We start from the raw sequence: 20,473 nt of genomic DNA on the forward strand, positions 1-20,473 counted from the left end.
TGTCGGAATAGCTTGTTATATAATGAGGACTTAAAATGGTGAAATTTTATAAGATTATAGCTGAAAATCGCATGGCTCGACATGAATATCATATTCTTGATACTCTAACTGCGGGAATTATTTTAAAGGGGGCGGAAGTTAAATCTTTGCGGCTTGGAAGAGTTAATTTAAAAGATAGTTTTGCGAGGGTTGAATCGGGAGAAATTTGGCTCTATAATACGCACATTAGTCCTTACGAAAGAGCCAGTGAAAAGATAGACCCTTATAGAAACAGAAAGCTGTTATTATCCAAACAAGAATTAAAAAAGGCAATAGGGAAAGTTTCGGAAAAAGGGCTGACTCTTATTCCTTTAAAAATGTATTTTTCGGGTGATTGGGCAAAGGTTGAAATAGCCTTGGCGAAAGCTAAAAAGAAGTATGAGAAGAGGGAGAAATTGGTTAAGAAAAGCGCAGATAAAGAGATAGAAAGAGCGCTGAAGGGGAACCGATGATAAAAATAAATTCAAGAAGTCCGGGGAGCGGGAAAACTTATAAAGTTAAAGATCTTGTCGATGAAACACAAGAGCTTATCAAACAAGAGATAGAGCGGTTGGCTTTTGATCAAACATCCAATAAGAAGAATTTAACAAAGGAACAACTTGAAAAATTGAGGCTTTTAGCCCAGGGGCTTTCATATGAGGTGATAGCGGGGCGAGGCAAGTTTAAGGAATTTGAAAACGATAAGAATATTACATAGAAAAAGAGGGGGAGTTTTTTATGGTTAGAATCCCAGGAGATGGAGCAGGGAAGCCTCCTATTCCGCCGCCCGTTACACATGGAGATAGCGTTAAGACTCAGGAGACAAAGCCCGAGAACATGAAGAGTACTCCGACTCCTAAAGAAGGGTTTGCCCGTGGGCCCGAGTATGATGCGCAGGCCATTGCAACAAGAATGGCGGCTTTGACCCTTGAGGCAAAAGAGAAGGATTTAAAGAATTTAGATTTTAAGAAGATAGTAGAAAGTGCGATAAAAGAGACGGGGCTTAAGGATCCGCAATCTGCCATGGAAGAAGCAAATCGCAAGCTGCAAAAAGAGATTGATGCTGTGCTTAAAGCGATTAAAGAGAACGAAGAGCTTATGGAAGAAGCGGATGCGTGGGAAGAGTTTGGAAAGATGCTTGAGCAGGAACTTTCGGAAGAACAAGTAGGCGAATTTTTAGGCGCCATCAAAGAATCTATTCAAGAGTATAAGGGATAGTAATTTGTAGTTGGCAATTGTAATTGGTATTTGGTGGGGGTGTGGGGGGGCAGGGTGGACAAACTACTAATTACAAACTACTAACTACACAACCCGGGGGAGTAAAGGTTTTGACGGTGAGGATTGGGGTATAGGTTGCGAGCCGAGGATGTCATCTGCCCTCGTAAAATATGGTGGCAAATTTATAAACGCAGGTAACACTGTAGAAGAATTCTTTGATAAGGTGAAGATGGTTGCTGGAGAATATGCTTCCAGACTTCCAGTAGCTTCAGGGATTCTTGCTCCAAGCTTAAGCTAAAGAGCACACTAGCCGTTTTTGCCGATAGGGGCGGGGCCTAGTGTTATATTATCGGATACTCAATTAATCTTTTCTGACGGTTAGTTGGGGAAACTAAAGATCGGGATTACTTTGAGAAGTCTTCGCTTTGAGACAACCTCAAAGGACAATTAAATAGAAGCTACGCTCGTAGTAACTTATACAGCTTCCTTTTCGGACGGGGGTTCGATTCCCCTCTCCTCCATTTAAGTCTAGTCGTTAGCGTAAGGCATATAAAACATACAATTCTTTATGTTTGATTTTGAGAAATTAACAGTTTACCAAAAAGCCAGAGAAAGGTAAGTTGCCACAAGAGATAAAACATAAAATGTCTTTTGATGAATTACAAAAAAGACTTGGGAAGCCTAATGTGTTAAGCAGTCAGCTTGCTCCTCGATGGCTAAAAGATGGAAAAGAATCTTTCTGCCGATGGCATATTCCTGTTAATAATTATATTGAGTGGAGCCTTACATGGTGGCGACAATATGATGGTTTGTGAGATGGTGCTTTGGAAATAAAAACTATTTAAAGGTTTTGCCATTTCAATCCGAATTTTAATATATATGAATGAAAAGGGATATTTACTTCAAACGCGCATTCCATGTTAGGGAGGATGAAATATATTAATAAAAATTTTAAGATAATTATTTTAGCATCAATTTTTTTAATGTTTGCTTCTTTTGCTTTGCCTCTTACAAAAGAAAATTATGTCAAAGGTAAAGTTTTAGAGGTGCAAACAGAAAGCCCAGGAGATTTAGGGGTGGAATACAAACAGGCTCTGCAAAATATAACTATTAAGATAACCAGCGGTAAAAATAAAGGTAAAGTTTTAAGTATTGAACATGCTTCTTCCGGTTCTATGATGGGTAGAGATATGGTTCTTAAAAAAGGCGATAGGGTTGTTTTGTATGCAGATGAAGAGCCATCTTTGGCGGAAAGCTCCAACGGAGAACCTATCTTTCATGTGGCCGATTATGTTCGTGATGTGCCAATCTATTTGCTGGCTTTTTTGTATATGGCGCTGCTTGTTATTCTTGGAGGGCTAAAAGGGCTCAAGTCGTTATTTAGTCTAATTCTCACTATTAGTATAATATTTTTTGTTCTTTTTCCTCTTACATTTTTAGGGTACAGTCCGCTTTGGATTTCGGTCCTTATTTCAGCAGTTGTTTCTTTTATTGTTTTTATTATTATTGCAGGCAGAAACACAAAAGGTTTAAGTGCGACAATGGGAACAATATTTGGAGTTACTATGGCGGGGATTATTGCATATGTTGTTGGCAAAATGGCTTATTTAACAGGCTTGAGCTCTGAAGAATCAAAAATCTTGCTATACTCCATGAATTTGAAAATAGACTATGAAGGACTGCTTTTTGGAAGTATCTTGATTGGAGCGCTTGGAGCTGTAATGGATACAAGCATGTCAATCGCCTCTGCAATTGATGAAGTACGCAAAGTCCACCCTGAAGCTAATTTTAAAAATTTGTTTAATGCAGGAATGAATGTTGGAAGAGATACCATGGGGACAATGTCCAATACTTTGATTTTGGCATATACAGGGTCGGCTCTTCCTTTGCTGCTTTTGCTTGTAATGAATAATATTTCTTTAACCAAAATATTAAATCTTGAAATGATAGCCGAAGAAGTTGTAAGGGCGTTTGCCGGAAGTATTGGTCTGGTCATTTGCATTCCGATTACCGCTTTTATATCTGCCGCAATGTATACGAGAAAACCCCGCATTCTAAGCGATAGCGTGCCTCAGGAGTGGATGAAAAGAGGCTTGTAACCGATTTTACAATTAATAATTGACAATTATTAATGTCTTGTTGTATAATGTGCATATGCACATATTGAGTTTTAGGCTTAAATATCAAGAGGCTTGTTTTCTATGACACCCAGACCAAGAAAAGGAAGATTTTGTAGCCCGTTTACAGGCGACACTTTTTATAAGCCAAGGGCAATTCCTTTGTCATCTTTAGAAATTATTAGCCTTGGACAAGATGAGCTTGAGGCTATGAGGCTTTGTGATTTTGAAGGGCTTGAGCAGGAAGAAGCGGCTGGCAAGATGAACATTTCCAGAGGAACTGTCCAGAGGCTTCTTTATTCCGGAAGAAAAAAAGTTATAGAAGCAATTACATTATCAAAAGCTTTAAGAATTGAGGGTGGGGAACATATTGTTTTTACTAAAAGAGGAAATTGCAGACATGGTTGGAAATAAGTAAAAAAGGAGGTGAATTATTATGCCTAAAAAAGATGGGACAGGGCCAAGGAGCGGCTCAAAAGGGCCAAGGGACGGAAGAGGAAAAGGGAAAGGAAGAGCTTCTGGAAAGGGAATAGGGAAAAAGAAAGGTGGAAAAAAGGGAAACTGTTAATGCTCTTTTTTTAATCGGGAAATATATAAAGGAGGGGAATAGTTATGCCAGGAGGAGATGGAACAGGACCTTGGGGACAAGGGGCAGGGACAGGATGGGGTCGAGGAGGATGTGTTGCTCGTGGACGTCGTTTTTCAGGCAGAGCTTTTGGCGCTTTTAGGAACTTTTTCGCACCTTCATCATATAGCGCAAAAGAGGAACTTGAAGAATTAGAAGCGGAGTTGGCGACTATAAATAGCCGTATTTCTGAAATAAAAAAGGAGAAAAAATAAGATGAAAGTTGGAGTTGTGTTAGAGGATGAAAAGGGTTTGAATGGCGATGTGTGTGCTCATTTTGGCCAATGCAAATATTTTCTTATTGCAGATATTGATAATGATAAAAAGAAAATAATAAACATAAATATTGTACCCAATCTTGCTCAACATGGAGGAGGCGGTTGCGTTGCCGTTGATGAAATACTAAAACACAATGTAACGCATGTTATTGCAGGTGGCATGGGTATGGGGGCACAGCAAAAGTTTTTAAGTGCAGCTGTAAAAGTATTTGGTTGTTCCGGAAAAGTACAAACAGCGCTTGATAATTTGATGAAAGATTCTTTAGGTGGGATTGATCCTTGCTTGGATCATGGCAAAGGGGATGAGTGTCATTGAGGAGGCTTTAATATGAAAATTTGTATAACTTCAACAGGCGATAACTTAGATTCTGCCGTTGATCCAAGATTTGGTCGTTGTGCCTATTTTATGTTTGTTGATACGGAAACCTTGGAGTTTAAGGCTTTGGCTAATCCTAATATTGATGCGACAGGCGGAGCCGGTATTCAGTCTTCTCAGTTTGTATCCAGCCAAGGTGTTTCACTTGTTGCAACCGGCAATGTAGGTCCAAATGCTTTTCAAACACTTTCTGCATTAAAAATTAAAGTTTTTACTGGAGCAAATGGTACTATTCGTTCAACAATTGCCGACTTTAAAGCAGGGAAGCTTAATGAAATGACAGGGCCTTCTGTTTCTTCTCATTTTGGACAGGGAGACTTAATAAAATGAGTGAAATTACATCTATCTCTAATCAAACATTTACGACGGAAGTTTTAGAATCTTCTATCCCAGTTTTGGTTGATTTTTGGGCGCCATGGTGTGTTCCATGCAAAATGATTGCTCCGCTTCTGGAAAAATCGGCGGATAAGTTTAAAGACCGTTTAAAAATTGTCAAATTAAATTCAGAAGAGAATAAAGAATTAGCTGACAAATATCAAATTATGAGTATTCCTTCCATAGTTATGTTTTCTAAAGGCAAGGAAATTGGCAGAATTGCTGGCGTTATGGATGAAAACAGGTTAAATGAAGAGGTCGAGGATCTTTTGGTTATGGCTACTTAAAAAATAAAAAGGGATAAATAAGCTATGAAAAAAAAGATTGGAATTATTAGATGCCAACAAACTGAAGATATGTGTCCTGGGACTACCGATTTTAAAATTGCTGCTAATGGAGAAATGGCATTTTCTGATATAGGTTCATGCGAGATTGTTGGTTTTGTTTCTTGTGGCGGGTGTCCTGGGAAGAAGGCTGTTTCGAGAGCGAAAATGATGGTTGAAAGAGGAGCAGAAATAATTGTTATTGCTTCATGTATAAGTAAAGGGCATCCGATTGGTTTTGTTTGTCCGAATTTTGAAAAGATTAAAGAGAGTTTTATTAAAAAATTAAATTCAAACATAATAATAATTGATTGGACTCATTAAAAAATAAAAAGAGATATTAAATTACAAGCCAAAGGAGTATTAAAATGGTGGTTGATCAACAACAAATTGATTCAAATCAAAAGAAAATATTGGAACGAAAGTTGATTTTTAAACGTTATGGCTATGATCAAGATGTCAGCCGTAATTTTATATTAGAAAAATGTCTGCCAATTTATAATCCGGTTCTTGAAGTTGGTACTGGCAAAGGGCATATGACTGTACTTTTGGCAAAATATGCTGATGTTATTACTATCGATATTTCTAAGGATGAACAAAAAGCAGCGCAATTAAATGCGCGGTTTTTTGAAATATTGCACAAAATTCATTTTGTGGCTTGTGATGCAGGGAAACTACCTTATAAAGACTTGTATTTTGGTTTGGTTGTTTCTGTTAATGCTTTTCATCATTTTGAAGAACCATTTGCCGTTCTTTCTGAAATGATCAGGGTTTGTAAAAGCAAACTGGTAATTTCCGATTTTAATCAGGAAGGGTTTAATATAGTAAGAAAAGTTCATAAGCAAGAAGGGCGAACACATAAAGAACAGTGCGGTGATTTTTCAATCGTTGGGGCGTATTTGAAAGAGCATGGTTTTTCTGTAAAATCCTATGATGGACACCATCAGAAAATTTATGTGGCAAATAGAATAAAATGATTATTTCTATAGCTTCAGGCAAAGGGGGGACAGGCAAAACAACCGTGGCTGTTAATCTTGCTTTGTCGCTTAGCAATGTCCAGCTTTTGGATTGCGATGTGGAAGAGCCAAACGCTCATCTTTTTATAAAACCAAACATAAAAACATCAAAAAAAGCGTTTGTATTGGTTCCTCAAATAGATGAAACAAAGTGCAACTATTGCGGTAAGTGCGGACAGATTTGCGAATATAACGCGATTGTTGTCGCAAAAGATAAGGTTTTGGTTTTTCCTAATCTTTGCCATAGTTGTGGAGCTTGTAGTGTTCTTTGTCCCAGGCAGGCTATAAAAGAAATAAAAAAAGAGATAGGTGTAATTGAATTTGGGGAAAAAGACACATTACAGTTTGTAAAAGGCTGTCTTAATCTTGGAGAAGCAATGTCTCCTCCTCTTATTCGCCAGGTTAAAGATTGTGTCGACCCTGGTAAAATAGTTATTATTGATGCTCCCCCCGGAACTTCTTGCCCTGTAATTACGGCAATTAAAGGGAGTGATTATTGTCTGCTTGTTACAGAGCCTACCCCTTTTGGGCTTAACGATTTGGTTTTAGCGGTTGAAACGGTTCGCAAACTTAAAATTGCTTTTGGTGTAATTATTAATCGTTCGGATCTTGGAAATAATAAAACTGAAGAATATTGTATTTTAGAAAAGATTCCAATTTTAATGAAGATACCTTTTAAAAAAGAGATAGCAGAAGCATATTCAAACGGAAAAACAATTGTTGAAATGTTGCCGGAATATAAACAAAAATTTAAAAAAGTTTTTGAAGAAATAACATCTATTATAAATGGCAAGAATAAAAGCACATGAAGAGCGATGAAGCTATAGATAATTTTTTTGGTCGTAACGGAAAAAAACGGCTAAATTGTGCTCAATCGGTAGCCGCTGTTTTTATAAATAATGGGTTTTTTTCTGAAGAAGATTTTTTTGATTTAAAGAATTGCGGTTTTGGCAAAGCTCCACAAGGTTATTGCGGCAGTGTTTATGCGGCGCATTGTATTTTGGGAAAAGTCAGCAAAGCGAAAGCAGAAAAATTTAACAATGAATTTATTGCGTATGCCAAGTTTCTTACTTGCAAAGAAATAAGAATGATGGAAAAAATAAAATGTTTTCAAACTGTTAAAAAGGCTACAGAACTTATTGAAAAAATATTAATGTTGTAAAAGTTAAACAATATTTTTAAGGAAAATAATTATGAAACAAATAGTTGTAATAAGCGGAAAAGGGGGAACAGGCAAAACGGTTGTCACGGGATCGCTTGCTGCTTTAGCGCGAAATAAAATTATGGTTGATTGCGATGTTGACGCCGCAGACTTACACCTTTTGCTTAACCCCAAAATAAAAGAAACCCATGAGTTTAGAAGCGGGAAAACAGCTTTTATTGATCCGCGTCTTTGTCTGAAATGTGGTAAATGTATCAAGTTTTGCAGATTTAAAGCGATAAAACCGGACTATAGCATTGAACCTTATTCTTGCGAAGGTTGTTCTTTATGCAGTCATATTTGTCCGTTTAATGCGATACAGATGAAATATAATATTTCGGGAGAATGGTTTATATCAGAAACTAAATATGGTCATTTTGTACATGCAAAACTTGGTATTGCCGAAGAAAATTCCGGAAAGCTTGTGGCAAAAATCAGACAGGCAGGCAGAGATTTAGCCAAACAATATAATTTAGACTACATAATCATAGATGGGCCTCCGGGAATAGGCTGTCCTGTAATTGCCTCTTTAACTGGAGTTAACTCTGCTCTTATCGTTACAGAACCAACCCTTTCAGGCCTTCACGATGCCCAAAGGGTAATAGCTGTGGCGCGGCATTTTAATGTTCCTGTCAAAATGGTAATAAATAAATATGACCTTAATCTGGATATGACTTATAAAATTGAAAATTTTTGCACTCTTCAAAATATTCCTGTTGTCGGGGAAATCATTTTTGACAAACAAGTCGTCGAATCAATGGTTGCTGGAAAACCCATTGTGGAGTATATTACAGGGTCTGTCAAAAAAGAACTTGTAAAAATATGGGAACAATTAAAATAAAATGATTTTTGATAAAAACAAACCAAAGCCATTTTAGAGAAAGGTTTTTAAGAGATATAATTAGAGCCAAGATTCTAATTATATTTTTATAAGGAGGCATAGGAGTGAATAATGATGAAAAATTTTATGGTCGTATGAATGATCCTACCAGTTCTTCGTATATAAAAGGATTATGCGGAGAGATTATGGAATTTTATTTGCATATAGAAAACGATAAAATAATTGAAGTAAAATATTATACCGAAGGCTGTAAAACAACCAAGGCTTGCGCCGCAATGGCGGCTAATCTGGCTTTGAACAAAACAGTAAAAGAGGCACTGCTTATTTCAGCTGGAGAGGTGATTGAAAAATTGGAAAATGTACAGGAAGGGCATTTACATTGTTCTATTCTAGCAGTCAGTACTTTATACAAGGCTATAGCTGAGTATCTTTTGCGTTTATAGAAAAAATAATTATGGATATTTTAAAAATAAAGATTTTTTATGATAATAGTTCTTTTCAAAAAGAGATAATCTCTGCATGGGGATTTTCAGCCTTTGTAAGTTATGGAGGAAGAAATATCCTTTTTGATACGGGTGGAAAAGCGGATTTGCTTTTGTCAAATATGAAAGCCATGAAAAGCGATCCCAAAGAAGTTACAGATGTTTTTATTTCCCATAACCATTGGGATCATATTGGCGGGTTGTTTGGGTTTTTAAGCAAGAACCACAAAGTTAAAGTTTATCTCCCATCAGCCTGCTCTAAGACTTATGCTAATGAAGTTGAAGCTTGTGGAGCGAAATGTTTTAGGATAAAAGCTTTTACCAAGATTGCTAAAAATATATACAGCAGTGGAGAATTAGGCGAAGAGATAAAAGAGGAGTGTTTGATTGTTGATACCCCAAAAGGGCTAATTGTTTTAACAGGTTGTGCTCATCCTGGAATAATTTCAATGCTTGATAGTGTGATAAAAAAAATCAATAAAAAGATTTTTGCTGTTTTTGGCGGGTTTCATTTGGCAAAAAAAAGTTCTATTGAAATTTCAGAAATTATTTCCAAATTCAAAAAAATGGGAATTGTTTGTGTAGGTGCTTGTCATTGTACCGGAAAAACTGCAATTAAGCAGTTTAAAAAAGAATATGGATGTAGTTTTGTGTTTCTTGGTGCCGGAAGTATATTAAAACAAGCTAACCTTTCTTGGTTTTATTGGACAACCGAAATACCCCGAGCGTAAGCTCGAGGGATAAAGAGTTCCCTCTGTCTGTTTGGGGTGGTAATATATGAAGAATGGAATACAGGAGCCAAGGACATTGTGTATATTACGCACAATATCATATAGTGATAGTAAGTAAATATCGAAGGAAGATATTTAATGAAGGGACATTGGAATACTTAAGAGATATATTGAAAAGAGTTCCAGAATATTATCCCGCAATCGACATTGAAAAAGTTAATGGCGATAAAGATCATGTTCATATGTTAGTGTCAATTCCGCCTAAGATGGCAATAGGAAAAGTAATAGGAATAATCAAAGCAAATACTGAGCGAGAGATGAAAAAGAAATTTGATTTTTTAAAGAAGGTATACTGGGGGAATTAAGGGATATGGTCAGACGGGTATTTTGTGAGTATGGTGGGGGTAAACGAAGAAACGATAAGAAAATATATAGAGTTGCAGGGGAAAACAGATAGCGGGCAAGCGAAGCTTGAATTTAGTTAAAATACCATGGGCGTAAGCCCGTGGTTGTTTCTTAAAAATATATGAGCATAACAAGAATCACAGCATTTATTGTATTTTATATCTTAATCTCTTTTTTTATAGCGCTTGGAGGTTATGTTGGCTCATTGGCATTTAAAGAATATAAAACGGGAGTTGCCTATGCTATGTATAAAAAACCAAACCCTCATCCATATTATAAAAACAAAACTCCAGTTTTATTTTGGGTTATAATTTCCGAAAAAATTTTATTTAGCCTTTTTTTCTTTGCCTTTAGCGGGTTTCTTGTTTATAAAAGCATCAAAATTTTTTATTCATGATGCTTGGTGTAGCTCATGACCTTTCCATCAATAATATCAACTACAATCACTATCCTTTGATCCGTTGGCCCCATTGGTAAGTTGTATACAACCTCATAAATAGAGGGATTCTCCTCTCTTAGAACCTGTTCGACCTTGTATTCTATCCCAAAATTTTTCTTGTCTGGAAAATGTTTTATAAGTTCTTGATCTGCAAGTTTAATTGCAACCTGGTGATCTTCTCTCCAAATTTTATTGATGTAGTTGGGACTAAATACCTTTGCTGATTTTTCAGAATTTTTAGTTATATATAAAAAGAGACTTCCGCAAATAAAAAAGACTACTATTATTATTGCCAATATTTTGCCCATTTAATACCTCCCCCACTTCTTTTTTGAAGAAAACTTTGTTTTATTGACTCACTTCTTGCTTAGCCAAGAACTCCTGCGCCATTTGGTAAAAGTTTCTGCCTTTTGAAATAAATCCTCCGGAATCATTTTCTGCCAAACGAGTTTCAATTATATTTTTTGCTGAGGCATATTCTTTTTTTATTATTTTAGTAATCAGTTCTTCTTTGTCAATATTTATTGTGGCCTTAGGAAAAGTCGCCGTTAATTGCTCGAATAATTTTCTGACATACAGTATATTCTCATCTATATTTTTTATTTTGCTAGCAATATCATCTGATATGTTATTTGTTTTTTTGACGATTTCAAAAATTTGGGCTAAAAAATCGAAACTCTCCCAATTGCAATCATCAATATTTTGTTTAAATATAATCATTCCCGGCATTGTCCATGCGCCTGCTGCATGAAAGCTTAAAGGTCTCTTTTTGTTTTCTTGCAGATCCAGGATATCCCAAAAAACATTATCAAAATCATACCATTTATAATATAGGCTTATGTTTAATTTTTTAATGTTTTTTATCGGATTTATACATATATAAAAAAAGAGATTGCCTTTTTTGCAAAAGAGAAAACCTCTACTAAAAGACCATAAAAAAAGTTTTGCGGCTTTCTTGAGAGCTTCATTAGTTTTCTTGTTCAGTTCAGATTGTTTAATGCTCAAGCCATTCCTCCACAGGACATTTAAAAGTTTTACTCTTAATCCAGATTGTTTTATACACTATCAGCATCAACTTCAATTGAAGCTAAAAGTTCAATTTCTTTGCACATGAAAAAACAGCTTAATCCGGAACTTGGTTCAATTGTAACCTGAAATTTTGAATCCCCAGCCTGGTCATCAGAGAAGTCTTTAATATCAAGATTGTAAACGACATTTTGATAATCAAATCCTTCAAGCTCTAATCCTTCCACCTGATGGAAACAAAAAGTTGTCAGAGAATGTTTTATCTGCTTAAAATATCCTTTGGCATCTGTTTCGCTTGTTGTTTGAAAATGGTGAATGCGCAGTTCCATTTTAGGCATATGGTTAACGCCGTCTTTTCTATAAAGCGATAAACTTATGATCTCTGCATCATGAAACGCCGGCCATTCTCCAAATCTTTTTATTAAAACTTCAAAATTCCTGATTTTTTCGTAATACATAAAGTTCTCCTATTATTCAGCATCAACAAAATAGATAACAAAGTAAAGACAATCCAAGATATTAATGCTTTGATCTATTTTAGCTTTAAGCGCTGGCCAATTTTGCGCTTCTTTTAAGAAATCTGTTTTTAGGATTTTTTCTTTGAAAAGCCTTAAAAACTCATGATTGCTTCTGCTTACATATTGAAGCCAATCTTCGTCTTGGGTTTTACCGTTTGTATCAATCTCAATCCAATATAATTCATAAATTCCCTCGGGAAAAATAAACTGCGCTTGACCTCCTAAATTGGCAAGCCCAAGTTTTTCTGCCGCAACAACAACCTCTTCAACATCATTTAATTTCCAGGCCAATTCATTCCCATACTTGGAGGTTTTTTCAAGCAACTCTTTTGGCAGTTTGTCTTCAATCATTTGTTTATTGGCTCTCTCGACAAATCATATATATCGATCTTTTGCTTTGTCATCAAAGCTTCAAACTTGCGATCACCATTTTCCACCACAAAATTCAACTCTTCTTCTGATATAGGAAAAGCCAACAGCCATCCTATTTTTTTGTTTTGTATTTTTTTTATGTTCAAACCGTCGTTCCAAATAAATGGAACTGAAAAATAAAGATGGGGCAATTTCGGACAAAAGTCGGAGTTGGCATTTACTATGTTTTTCAAAATAAATCCAGGATATGGGACTTTTTTCCCATTGATCAACGCAAAGGCGGCGGATGCCAATACATTTCCATATTCGCCTGCTTTTTGCAAAGATCCTCCCACAATCTCCACTCCTACATCGGTGCCATCAGAATCTTTAAAGACACAAAAATCAGAAAGGCCTATAGTCCCGCACGAAACAGCTCCCTCGTAAGGGCGATTGAAGCATTCTAATATGTCAACAAACATTGAATGGCTATCATTCCAGTAGTGATGAACAACGGGAGTTCCGCCAAAAGCGGTGGCCATAGTTTTGGCAATTATTTTTTTCTCTTCACTGACAGGCATAATGATAAATTATACCTAATTTGCGGTACAAAGTCTTTGCAGAAAACGCGGAATATGTGTAAGCTGTACATATATAACATCCAGTTGTTTTCTATAAAAAAGGAGATTTTTTATGAGTGAAAATGTGGTTTATGGTTTTAAAGTTGATATGAAGGCCTTGCAGAGAGTTCCTGGCTCTAAGGATAATTCCTTGCTCAAAAAAATTGAACAGAGCCAAAAGGGACTCTTGAAAGAGTTTGGGATGATATTTAAGGAAGACGCTGAAGATGTAGGCATAAAAATTAAAAGTGTTTCGGAGATTATAAGTGATATTCTTGCTGGCAAACTTGACAAAGATTATGCACGTCAGTACCGGAGAGCCACCGAACTTATATGTCGCGCCTTTGCCCAGACATTAAAAGGATCGTCAATAATGGAAGGGATTTGGACTGGCTATCGAGATGATTTGGAAGTTGTTTTGAAGGATATTGGTCTAAATATGCTTGCAAAAAAGTGGTGCATCGATAATGTGTCGTTTCCTTGGCCATCAACGGCAAAGGAGCCTAAAATTACTTGGCCAATTTATACCTATTTTACATTTGATGAAGCCCGAACTGCTTTAACCGAGTTTGGTAAGATAAATCTTAAAAAATCATTGGGCTTAAAAAAGAGCCCGCTTTTTGAGTATTCCTCTATCCAAGAAGTGACGGAATTTCTGCAACAAATTTCAAAATGGTTAAGCATTGTGGTCGCCCCAGATCAAAAGAAACAAACCATGGCTCAAGGTTTAATACCCACGAGTGGAGATCAACAAGGGCTTCTACTTATTATTGACGGGGATCAATGACTTTTCGGCTTTTCAGTTTTAGGTAATAATAGCAAAAACATCACAAGCCTTGCTTACCTCAAAAAATGGAATCGCTGATTCCAAAAAAACGGTAAAAATGGAATTGACGATTCCGAAAATTTAGAGTATGATTCTGTTATATGTATAAAAGATTATTAAAAATTCCCGACAATAAAAGCTTCTTCCTGTTTGGGCCCAGGGGAACAGGTAAAACTACATGGGTCAAAGAGAATTTTAAAACAGGACTTTATATAGATCTTTTGGAGGCAGAGCTTTTTAATGATTTATTAGCTAATCCTCAAAGGCTGGAAAATCTTATCCCAAAAAATTTTGATAATTGGGTTGTAATAGATGAGATACAACGAATCCCTGATTTGCTAAACGAAGTCCACAGGCTAATTGAAAAATATAAATATAAGTTTGTATTGACAGGATCAAGTCCCAGAAAACTGAGAAAAAAAGGACAAAATCTTCTTGCAGGCAGGGCGCTGTCCCTTAAAATGCATCAATTTACCGCTTTAGAACTTGGGAATAAATTTAATTTAGAAAAATCTCTAAAATACGGAAATTTGCCTTCTGTTTATTCGGAATCTGATCCTCAAAAATATCTCGAAAGTTATGTAAAAACTTATCTTGAAGAAGAGGTTCGGCAGGAAGGTCTTACCAGAAATTTAAGTGCTTTTTCGCGATTTCTCGAATCTGCAAGCTTTTCGCAAGGGAGTATTTTAAACATTTCAAATGTTGCGCAAGATTGTTCTGTTGAGCGCAAAGTGGTATCAAATTATTTCAATATATTGGAAGATCTTTTAATCGCGTACAGAGTCCCACCATTTTTAAAAAAAGCAAAAAGAAAATTGGTTTCTCATCCTAAATTTTATTTTTTTGATGTTGGCATTTATAGGACATTAAGACCAAAAGGGCCACTTGATAATCCTCATGAAACAGAAGGGCTTTCTTTTGAAACGCTTGTCTTTGAAGAGCTAAAAGCAATAAATGATTCTCTTGATTTTGGATACGAAATCTATTACTGGAGATCAATGTATGGGCAGGAAGTTGATTTTGTTTTATATGGTGAGCGTGGATTTAAGGCTTTTGAAGTTAAACGAACCAATAAAATTAATGATGACGATTTGAAATCGCTTAGAACCTTTTTATCTGACTATCCAGAAGCTTCCTGCTATTTATTATACGGTGGAACTAAGGTTCTGAGGTTTGACAATATAGAAGTTCTCCCAATAGAAAAAGCGTTAAAAGAACTGGATAAGTTGTTGGGGTAATTTTTATTAGAAGCCTAGCAAAACATCACAAGGCTTGTGATGTGTGAAGAAAAATTTGTCACGCAGTGAGTGACTAAAATAGCTAATAAAGGTAAAATACCATCATGCAACCCACCATCGATCTCAATCCAGAATTCAAACTTGCTCTCGATCTGCTCGAAAACAGTTCAAAAAATGTTTTCGTAACAGGTCGTGCCGGCACAGGGAAATCAACTCTTCTTGAATATTTTAGGCTTCATACAAAAAAGAAAATCGTAGTCCTTGCTCCAACAGGGGTCGCCGCCCTCAATGTTAATGGTCAGACAATCCACTCTTTTTTCGGATTTAAGCCGGATATCAATTTGGCAAAAGTAAAAAAGATAAAACCCAGAAAAGGGAAACCGAATATTTATAAAAAAATTGAGGCAATAGTCATTGATGAAATATCAATGGTTAGAGCTGACCTATTAGACTGCGTCGATAAATTCTTGCGCTTAAATCGAGGAAACGGGCTCCCTTTTGGCGGGCTACAAATGATTTTTATCGGTGACTTATACCAGCTTCCACCTGTCATCACAAGCCAGGAAAAAGACATTTTTAAAGGTTTGTATAAAACAGGCTATTTCTTTTCTTCGCATGTTTTCGAGCAGTTTGAACTCAAACTTGTAGAACTTGAAAAAATTTACAGGCAGAAAGATCAGGATTTTATAGATTTGCTAAACTCAATCCGCAATAATACTGTAACAGAGGCCGAACTGGAAATGCTGAATAAAAGACTTAATGAAAATTTCGAGCCTCATCCAAACGATTTTTTTATCCATTTAACCCCAACAAAAAAACTATCGCAGGAGATAAATGAAAAACAGCTCTCAAAACTTAAAGGGAAAACATTTACTTATGAGGCTCAATTTAAAGGAAATTTCGAAAAGAACCAATTGCCGACCGACACTGTACTAAACATTAAGAAAGGCGCGCAGGTAATGCTCTTAAACAACGATTCCCTTGGAAGATGGGTTAACGGGAGTATTGGCAGAATAATTAAAATTGAAAAAAATGAGTTTGATTTTGATGATGACGATGAATTTGAAATAGAAGATAAAGGAAATAGCCCGGATATTGTATGGGTAGAATTATCAAGCGGAGACACAGTGGATGTTACTCCCCACACATGGGAGCTTTTTAACTATAAGTACGATGAAGGAAAAGATGCTCTCGATTCAGAAGTTATAGGCACCTTTACCCAATATCCTATAAAACTTGCATGGTCAGTCACTATTCACAAAAGCCAAGGGAAGACCTTTGACAGGGTTGTAATCGATATCGGGACGGGCACTTTTGCGCACGGGCAAATGTATGTCGCTTTAAGCCGTGCGACTTCGCTTGAAGGAACAATCCTGAAAAAGAAAATCCAGAAAAAGCATATTTTTATGGATTGGAAAGTTGTCGATTTTTTGACGAAACATAAGTACAAGCTTTCCGAAAAGGCCATGCCCAAAGACGAAAAAGTTAAAATGATCCAAAAAGCTATTGATGAAAAAAAGAACCTGAAAATAGTTTATTTAAAATCAAGCGATGAAAAGTCAAAGCGAGTTATTCGCCCTGAATTTGTGGGTCAGCTTGAATACAATGGCAAGCCCTTTTTGGGGATGGAGGCGTTCTGCATGGAAAGGAAGGATAGAAGGGTCTTTCGTGTAGATCGGATTTTGGAGATGGGGGAGAGCTGACCAACTCCTGTTGTTATGTATCCCCGAGACGAAAAGCTTTATTGTATAGTATAATCCTCAAGTGAATAAACGCCTTTTTATCTTGGGAATAATATTAGTTTTAATTGTTGGAGTAATGTTGTCCATTCCGTTTTGTTTTTATTCGAGCAAACCGTATCATGGGCAATTAGTTAAAGAGGAAAGCAAATTTTTAAGCATAAATGCTTCTTTCCCAAAATTCAGTAATAATATTATTAATAAAGATATTTCTGCTTTTATTGATAAGAATATTACTGATATAAAAGAAGATTCTTTTTCTCCTGATGACCACAGAGACTATAAAAATGAATTACTTATTACTTATGACGAGCCCTTTGTTTCTCAAAAGTTTATTAGTCTTGTTTTTTATGTAATGATATATGACGGAGGGGCACATCCCAATACCTTGGTAGTTGCCAAAAGTTATGATCCAAAGACTGGAAAAATTCTGCGCTTATCTGATTTAGGCATAAAAAAGCAATCAGTGAAGCAAAATTTAAAGTTTATGGTCATCGGTAAATTGCTGAAGCAAATGGAGTTGCCTGTTAAAGAATGGATTGAAGAGGGCGTAACATTAAAGAATCTTGAAAACTTTTCAATAGATAATGATGGATTAACTTTTCATTTTTCGCCGTATGCTGTTGCTTGCTATGCAGCTGGGATGCATAAAGTATTTATCTCCTTTAAAGAGCTTGGATTAAAACTTTAAAGGCATAAATGTTTTCTCAAGGAGGCATAAAGAGTTTTTATGTTCGGCAATAATCAATCACGAAGATATTTATCCGGCGATTTGTCTTTATGGCTTCTTGTCTTCTCAAATTTTGCAACCATCTTTCTTGCCATAACCCAAGATTGGAGTTTGGTCTCAATAATGTGGGTTTACTGGTTTCAAAGCGTTACTATAGGCCTTTTTAATTTTATAAGAATATTAGGACTAAAAGAATTTTCAACCGATGGGCTTAAGATTAACGGCCAACAGACTCAACCGACAAAAAGGACACAGCTTTTTACTGCCTTTTTTTTCTTATGCCATTACGGCTTTTTCCATTTAGTTTATCTAATCTTTCTTTTGGCCGGCTTGTCTGATGGAACATTTGGAGAAAAGATAGATCTTGCGGAAAATATGGAATTTGTCTTTTTCCCTTCTTTATTATTTTTTACCAACCATCTTTTTTCATTTATTTACAACAAACAAAGAGATACTAAAAAACAAAATATTGGAACAGTAATGTTTTATCCTTATCTAAGGATAATTCCGATGCATCTTACCATAATCTTGGGGTTTTCTTTGGGGCTCTCCTTGGGCAATATTGTTTTGCCCTTTTTTCTTATATTAAAAACTTTTTCAGACGCTATTATGCATACAATAGAACATCGACTTATTAGGAAAGGGGGGGGACAAAGTCACGGTAGCTTAACCCCGATTATTCACCCCGATTAGGAAATCGGGGTTAAAAGCAATATTTATAGCCAAAGCTGGAAATTAATGGAAATTGTGACGGAAACTGTGCATTAGTATAAAAAGTGTTAAAAATTGCGGGGAAGCTAAAATCGAAATTAAGAATATGATTTTCATTGCCAAAATCTAATCCTCCTCCCAGTAATATATCGGCAAAGAAATTATTCCCACTAATATAAAATTTATTTCCGCTTTTCAGCCAGGAATTACTTCCATTCAAGCCTGTTCCAATTGAAAGATAAGGATGAATAAATCCAAGGATGTGAAAATAAAAAAAGTTCTTGATATTAAGATAGGAAGCTGTTTCAACATAAACGTTGGTTGTTGATGCAAACACATTTCTATCTACCATAAACCCTATTTCTAATGCAGCGGAGTAAAAATCATTAAATTTATAGCCATAGCTTACTTGAAGTGCGTTACCAGTGTTGGCTGCACTCCCTGCCCACATTTTACAGTTGTTTGTAACCCCATAATTTAACCCCACCCCATGCTTAGGGGCAGCTTTAGCTGCAATCGAAAGGGTCATAACAATAAAAATGGCTAAAAACCCTGTCCAGACTTGTGTTTTTGTTGTCATAACATTATAAAGTATAACATAGTTTACCCCGATTATTCATACCTAAGGAATTTTCTAATAGACTGCTAAAATTTTGTTGGTCTATGAATAATCGGGGTTTAAAGATTTTTGTGTCATTTCAATTTTATGTTGTTATGTTATAATTTATCCCAGTATATTGATAAAAGGGGGAAATCTATTATGTTTGATAAAATAAATGAAAGAGTTAAAGGGCTAACAGTTTTGGATATTGGATTTACCAAGCTTGCGGTTTTATTTGCAACAATTATAATTGTAAAGATTTTCCCTCAACTGCTTACTATTGATTATCTTATTTTGATATTCCTTGTCATTTTATGTGGAGCAAAGCCGCTTTATAGTTTTTGGGCAAAAAAATAAGAAAATATACATGTCCAATGTTTTGAAAATTATAATTCTTGTTTGTATATTATCGGAAATCTCTTTTTCCTATCCAGCAAAGGTCTTTTTACAAGTTCCCTTTACTCCTCAAGCCCCTTTTGGAAATTGGGGAGAGCCTTATCAGGAGGCGTGCGAGGAAGCCTCTGTTTTAATGTCTATGCGATATATTCATCATAAAGGGATTACAAACATTGAGGCAAAACGAGAGATTGACAATATGGTTAAATTTCAGGAAGAAAATTATAAAGGACATAAAGATTTGACAGTGCGGCAGACTGGTAAACTTTTGAAAGATTATTATGGTTTTGATAAGTTCAGAGTCATCGAATCTGCGACCATTGAATCTATTTTATCTGCACTTGGGAATGGAAATCTTGTTATTGTGCCTTTAGATGGCCGAACCGTCGGCAATCCATATTACACAAGGCCTGGTCCCGCCTACCACATGGTTATTGTCAAAGGATATGATCTTGGCAAAAAAGAATTTATCACAAATGATCCTGGGACAAAAAGGGGCTCAAATTATCGGTATAAATTTGATGTTTTATATAATGCAATCCATGACTGGCCGGGGAGCAAAGATAAAATGTCAAAAGGAAAGAAGAATATCTTGGCTATAATGATAAAATAAAATATTTATGGGAATTAAACTGCAAAAGAAAAAAATAATCTTAGGGCTAGCAAGTTTACTTGTTGTCGGTAGTTTCATTTTAATCTATGTGTTGATTTATCGGCATTTTGCATCTAATCAGCAAACGATTGTGGAGAAAAGCGAATCAGCATTAAAGTTTGTTTCTGTATATAAAGAAGCTGCTGTTCCGTTAAGTCAAATTCCAAATTATCAGGCGGTCAAAGCAAAATACGGATTGCAGTTAACTCCGAATCAGGAAAAGTTTTTAGATCAAAATAAATTTTTGCTAATTTGTTTAGATAGTACTAAATTTCTTCCGGGGATTAATTTTGATCAAATGTTGGTGGATTTTGATTCTATGGGCGGTGGTTCAGTTTATGACCGTGTCCCAGAAGATACCAGGCTTATTACTCCCGATATAGTTTTGCATGCATACCATAAATATTTTGAACTGACTTTGGAGGATTTGGAACAAAAGGAGCTAAGCTATGCATTAGGTGATTTTTTGGTTAGTCTGCATAGCAATTTAGCTGTAGCAGCCCGTGCTAATTCCGGAGATTTAAAAGAAAGATATCAAAATTTAGAGGCTCAAATAGTTTTAGCTTTAGTGCTCTTTGAGAATAAAAACTCCGCGAAGCCGGATTTCTTTGAGACTCCGG

At 35.9% G+C, this 20,473-nt stretch carries 30 protein-coding genes, 1 other RNA gene and 2 pseudogenes; 27 read left to right on the top strand and 6 right to left on the bottom strand.

Annotation, left to right across the window (positions count from 1 at the left end):
• Positions 1–35: 35 nt before the first annotated feature.
• The 19 genes and pseudogenes from A2290_06295 to A2290_06385 all read left to right on the top strand — a co-directional run bounded on the left by A2290_06295 (position 36) and on the right by A2290_06385 (position 10,403).
• Positions 36–491 (top strand): SsrA-binding protein, encoded by a 456-nt coding sequence (locus A2290_06295; GenBank protein OGC14097.1) that lies wholly within the window; start codon positions 36–38, stop codon positions 489–491.
• Positions 488–736, top strand: a complete 249-nt coding sequence (locus tag A2290_06300; GenBank protein ID OGC14098.1) for a hypothetical protein — start codon at positions 488–490, stop codon at positions 734–736. Before A2290_06295 ends, A2290_06300 begins: the two co-directional genes overlap by 4 nt.
• Positions 737–756: 20 nt before the next feature.
• Positions 757–1,236 carry a hypothetical protein gene (locus tag A2290_06305; protein OGC14099.1) on the top strand — a complete coding sequence of 160 codons (480 nt, stop codon included), beginning with the start codon at positions 757–759 and terminating at the stop codon, positions 1,234–1,236.
• 95 nt (positions 1,237–1,331) lie between these two features.
• Positions 1,332–1,760, top strand: a transfer-messenger RNA (tmRNA) gene (gene ssrA, locus A2290_06310).
• A 405-nt stretch (positions 1,761–2,165) separates the two neighbouring features.
• Complete coding sequence (locus A2290_06315) at positions 2,166–3,335, top strand: hypothetical protein (GenBank protein OGC14126.1); 1,170 nt, start codon at positions 2,166–2,168, stop codon at positions 3,333–3,335.
• A 102-nt stretch (positions 3,336–3,437) separates the two neighbouring features.
• On the top strand, positions 3,438–3,767 hold the full coding sequence (locus A2290_06320; protein ID OGC14100.1) for a hypothetical protein: 330 nt from the start codon (positions 3,438–3,440) through the stop codon (positions 3,765–3,767).
• Positions 3,768–3,965: 198 nt separating this feature from the next.
• Positions 3,966–4,193 carry a hypothetical protein gene (locus A2290_06325; GenBank protein OGC14101.1) on the top strand — a complete coding sequence of 76 codons (228 nt, stop codon included), beginning with the start codon at positions 3,966–3,968 and terminating at the stop codon, positions 4,191–4,193.
• Between the two features lies 1 nt (position 4,194).
• The gene (locus A2290_06330; protein ID OGC14102.1) at positions 4,195–4,572 is read left to right on the top strand and encodes a hypothetical protein; all 378 of its coding nucleotides are present in this window, start codon (positions 4,195–4,197) and stop codon (positions 4,570–4,572) included.
• Positions 4,573–4,584: 12 nt separating this feature from the next.
• Positions 4,585–4,962: a dinitrogenase iron-molybdenum cofactor biosynthesis protein gene (locus A2290_06335; GenBank protein ID OGC14103.1), complete on the top strand. Its 378-nt coding sequence runs from the start codon at positions 4,585–4,587 to the stop codon at positions 4,960–4,962.
• Complete coding sequence (locus tag A2290_06340; GenBank protein OGC14104.1) at positions 4,959–5,294, top strand: thioredoxin; 336 nt, start codon at positions 4,959–4,961, stop codon at positions 5,292–5,294. The genes A2290_06335 and A2290_06340 overlap by 4 nt, the downstream gene beginning before the upstream one ends.
• A gap of 24 nt (positions 5,295–5,318) precedes the next feature.
• Entirely contained in the window at positions 5,319–5,654 is a 336-nt protein-coding gene (locus A2290_06345; protein OGC14105.1) for a CGGC domain-containing protein, read from the top strand.
• Positions 5,655–5,698: 44 nt separating this feature from the next.
• The gene (locus A2290_06350) at positions 5,699–6,307 is read left to right on the top strand and encodes a hypothetical protein (GenBank protein OGC14106.1); all 609 of its coding nucleotides are present in this window, start codon (positions 5,699–5,701) and stop codon (positions 6,305–6,307) included.
• Entirely contained in the window at positions 6,304–7,155 is an 852-nt protein-coding gene (locus A2290_06355; protein ID OGC14107.1) for a (4Fe-4S)-binding protein, read from the top strand. Before A2290_06350 ends, A2290_06355 begins: the two co-directional genes overlap by 4 nt.
• The gene (locus A2290_06360) at positions 7,152–7,508 is read left to right on the top strand and encodes a hypothetical protein (GenBank protein OGC14108.1); all 357 of its coding nucleotides are present in this window, start codon (positions 7,152–7,154) and stop codon (positions 7,506–7,508) included. Before A2290_06355 ends, A2290_06360 begins: the two co-directional genes overlap by 4 nt.
• Before the next feature lie 31 nt (positions 7,509–7,539).
• The gene (locus tag A2290_06365; GenBank protein OGC14109.1) at positions 7,540–8,388 is read left to right on the top strand and encodes a (4Fe-4S)-binding protein; all 849 of its coding nucleotides are present in this window, start codon (positions 7,540–7,542) and stop codon (positions 8,386–8,388) included.
• A 104-nt stretch (positions 8,389–8,492) separates the two neighbouring features.
• Complete coding sequence (locus A2290_06370; protein OGC14110.1) at positions 8,493–8,831, top strand: hypothetical protein; 339 nt, start codon at positions 8,493–8,495, stop codon at positions 8,829–8,831.
• 11 nt (positions 8,832–8,842) lie between these two features.
• The gene (locus tag A2290_06375) at positions 8,843–9,601 is read left to right on the top strand and encodes a hypothetical protein (protein ID OGC14111.1); all 759 of its coding nucleotides are present in this window, start codon (positions 8,843–8,845) and stop codon (positions 9,599–9,601) included.
• 242 nt (positions 9,602–9,843) lie between these two features.
• A pseudogene (locus tag A2290_06380) lies at positions 9,844–10,086 on the top strand (hypothetical protein).
• A gap of 41 nt (positions 10,087–10,127) precedes the next feature.
• Positions 10,128–10,403 carry a hypothetical protein gene (locus A2290_06385; GenBank protein OGC14112.1) on the top strand — a complete coding sequence of 92 codons (276 nt, stop codon included), beginning with the start codon at positions 10,128–10,130 and terminating at the stop codon, positions 10,401–10,403.
• On the opposite strand, the gene A2290_06390 is transcribed toward A2290_06385, so the two are convergent.
• The 5 genes from A2290_06390 to A2290_06410 are packed head-to-tail and all read right to left on the bottom strand — an operon-like array spanning position 10,394 to position 12,921.
• A complete protein-coding gene (locus A2290_06390) occupies positions 10,394–10,753 on the bottom strand; it encodes a hypothetical protein (GenBank protein ID OGC14113.1) in 360 nt (119 codons plus the stop codon). The two genes, A2290_06385 and A2290_06390, sit on opposite strands and share 10 nt — an antisense overlap.
• Before the next feature lie 40 nt (positions 10,754–10,793).
• Positions 10,794–11,450: a hypothetical protein gene (locus A2290_06395; protein ID OGC14114.1), complete on the bottom strand. Its 657-nt coding sequence runs from the start codon at positions 11,448–11,450 to the stop codon at positions 10,794–10,796.
• Positions 11,451–11,500: 50 nt separating this feature from the next.
• Positions 11,501–11,929: a hypothetical protein gene (locus A2290_06400; protein ID OGC14115.1), complete on the bottom strand. Its 429-nt coding sequence runs from the start codon at positions 11,927–11,929 to the stop codon at positions 11,501–11,503.
• A gap of 12 nt (positions 11,930–11,941) precedes the next feature.
• A complete protein-coding gene (locus tag A2290_06405) occupies positions 11,942–12,340 on the bottom strand; it encodes a hypothetical protein (GenBank protein OGC14116.1) in 399 nt (132 codons plus the stop codon).
• Positions 12,337–12,921: a hypothetical protein gene (locus A2290_06410; GenBank protein ID OGC14117.1), complete on the bottom strand. Its 585-nt coding sequence runs from the start codon at positions 12,919–12,921 to the stop codon at positions 12,337–12,339. Before A2290_06410 ends, A2290_06405 begins: the two co-directional genes overlap by 4 nt.
• A 112-nt stretch (positions 12,922–13,033) precedes the next feature.
• Between A2290_06410 and A2290_06415 the strand changes: the two genes are divergently transcribed.
• From A2290_06415 to A2290_06435, 5 genes are all read left to right on the top strand, one after another.
• Positions 13,034–13,747 (top strand): hypothetical protein, encoded by a 714-nt coding sequence (locus tag A2290_06415; GenBank protein ID OGC14118.1) that lies wholly within the window; start codon positions 13,034–13,036, stop codon positions 13,745–13,747.
• 140 nt (positions 13,748–13,887) lie between these two features.
• Positions 13,888–15,024 carry an ATPase gene (locus A2290_06420; GenBank protein ID OGC14119.1) on the top strand — a complete coding sequence of 379 codons (1,137 nt, stop codon included), beginning with the start codon at positions 13,888–13,890 and terminating at the stop codon, positions 15,022–15,024.
• A gap of 104 nt (positions 15,025–15,128) precedes the next feature.
• Positions 15,129–16,727: an AAA family ATPase gene (locus A2290_06425; GenBank protein OGC14120.1), complete on the top strand. Its 1,599-nt coding sequence runs from the start codon at positions 15,129–15,131 to the stop codon at positions 16,725–16,727.
• Positions 16,728–16,788: 61 nt separating this feature from the next.
• Positions 16,789–17,454 (top strand): hypothetical protein, encoded by a 666-nt coding sequence (locus A2290_06430; GenBank protein ID OGC14121.1) that lies wholly within the window; start codon positions 16,789–16,791, stop codon positions 17,452–17,454.
• A 39-nt stretch (positions 17,455–17,493) separates the two neighbouring features.
• Positions 17,494–18,186: a hypothetical protein gene (locus A2290_06435; GenBank protein OGC14122.1), complete on the top strand. Its 693-nt coding sequence runs from the start codon at positions 17,494–17,496 to the stop codon at positions 18,184–18,186.
• 10 nt (positions 18,187–18,196) lie between these two features.
• On the opposite strand, the gene A2290_06440 is transcribed toward A2290_06435, so the two are convergent.
• On the bottom strand, positions 18,197–18,784 hold the full coding sequence (locus A2290_06440; GenBank protein OGC14123.1) for a hypothetical protein: 588 nt from the start codon (positions 18,782–18,784) through the stop codon (positions 18,197–18,199).
• Between the two features lie 180 nt (positions 18,785–18,964).
• On the opposite strand from A2290_06440, the gene A2290_06445 reads away from it, so the two are divergent.
• From A2290_06445 to A2290_06455, 3 genes and pseudogenes are all read left to right on the top strand, one after another.
• Positions 18,965–19,162, top strand: coding sequence for a hypothetical protein (locus tag A2290_06445; GenBank protein ID OGC14124.1), 198 nt, complete (start codon positions 18,965–18,967; stop codon positions 19,160–19,162).
• A gap of 10 nt (positions 19,163–19,172) precedes the next feature.
• Positions 19,173–19,814 carry a hypothetical protein gene (locus A2290_06450; protein OGC14125.1) on the top strand — a complete coding sequence of 214 codons (642 nt, stop codon included), beginning with the start codon at positions 19,173–19,175 and terminating at the stop codon, positions 19,812–19,814.
• Between the two features lie 7 nt (positions 19,815–19,821).
• Positions 19,822–20,473 (top strand): annotated as a pseudogene (locus tag A2290_06455) (hypothetical protein).

The organism is candidate division WOR-1 bacterium RIFOXYB2_FULL_36_35 (genome assembly GCA_001771505.1).
GTDB lineage: Bacteria > Margulisbacteria > WOR-1 > XYC2-FULL-46-14 > XYC2-FULL-37-10 > XYB2-FULL-36-35.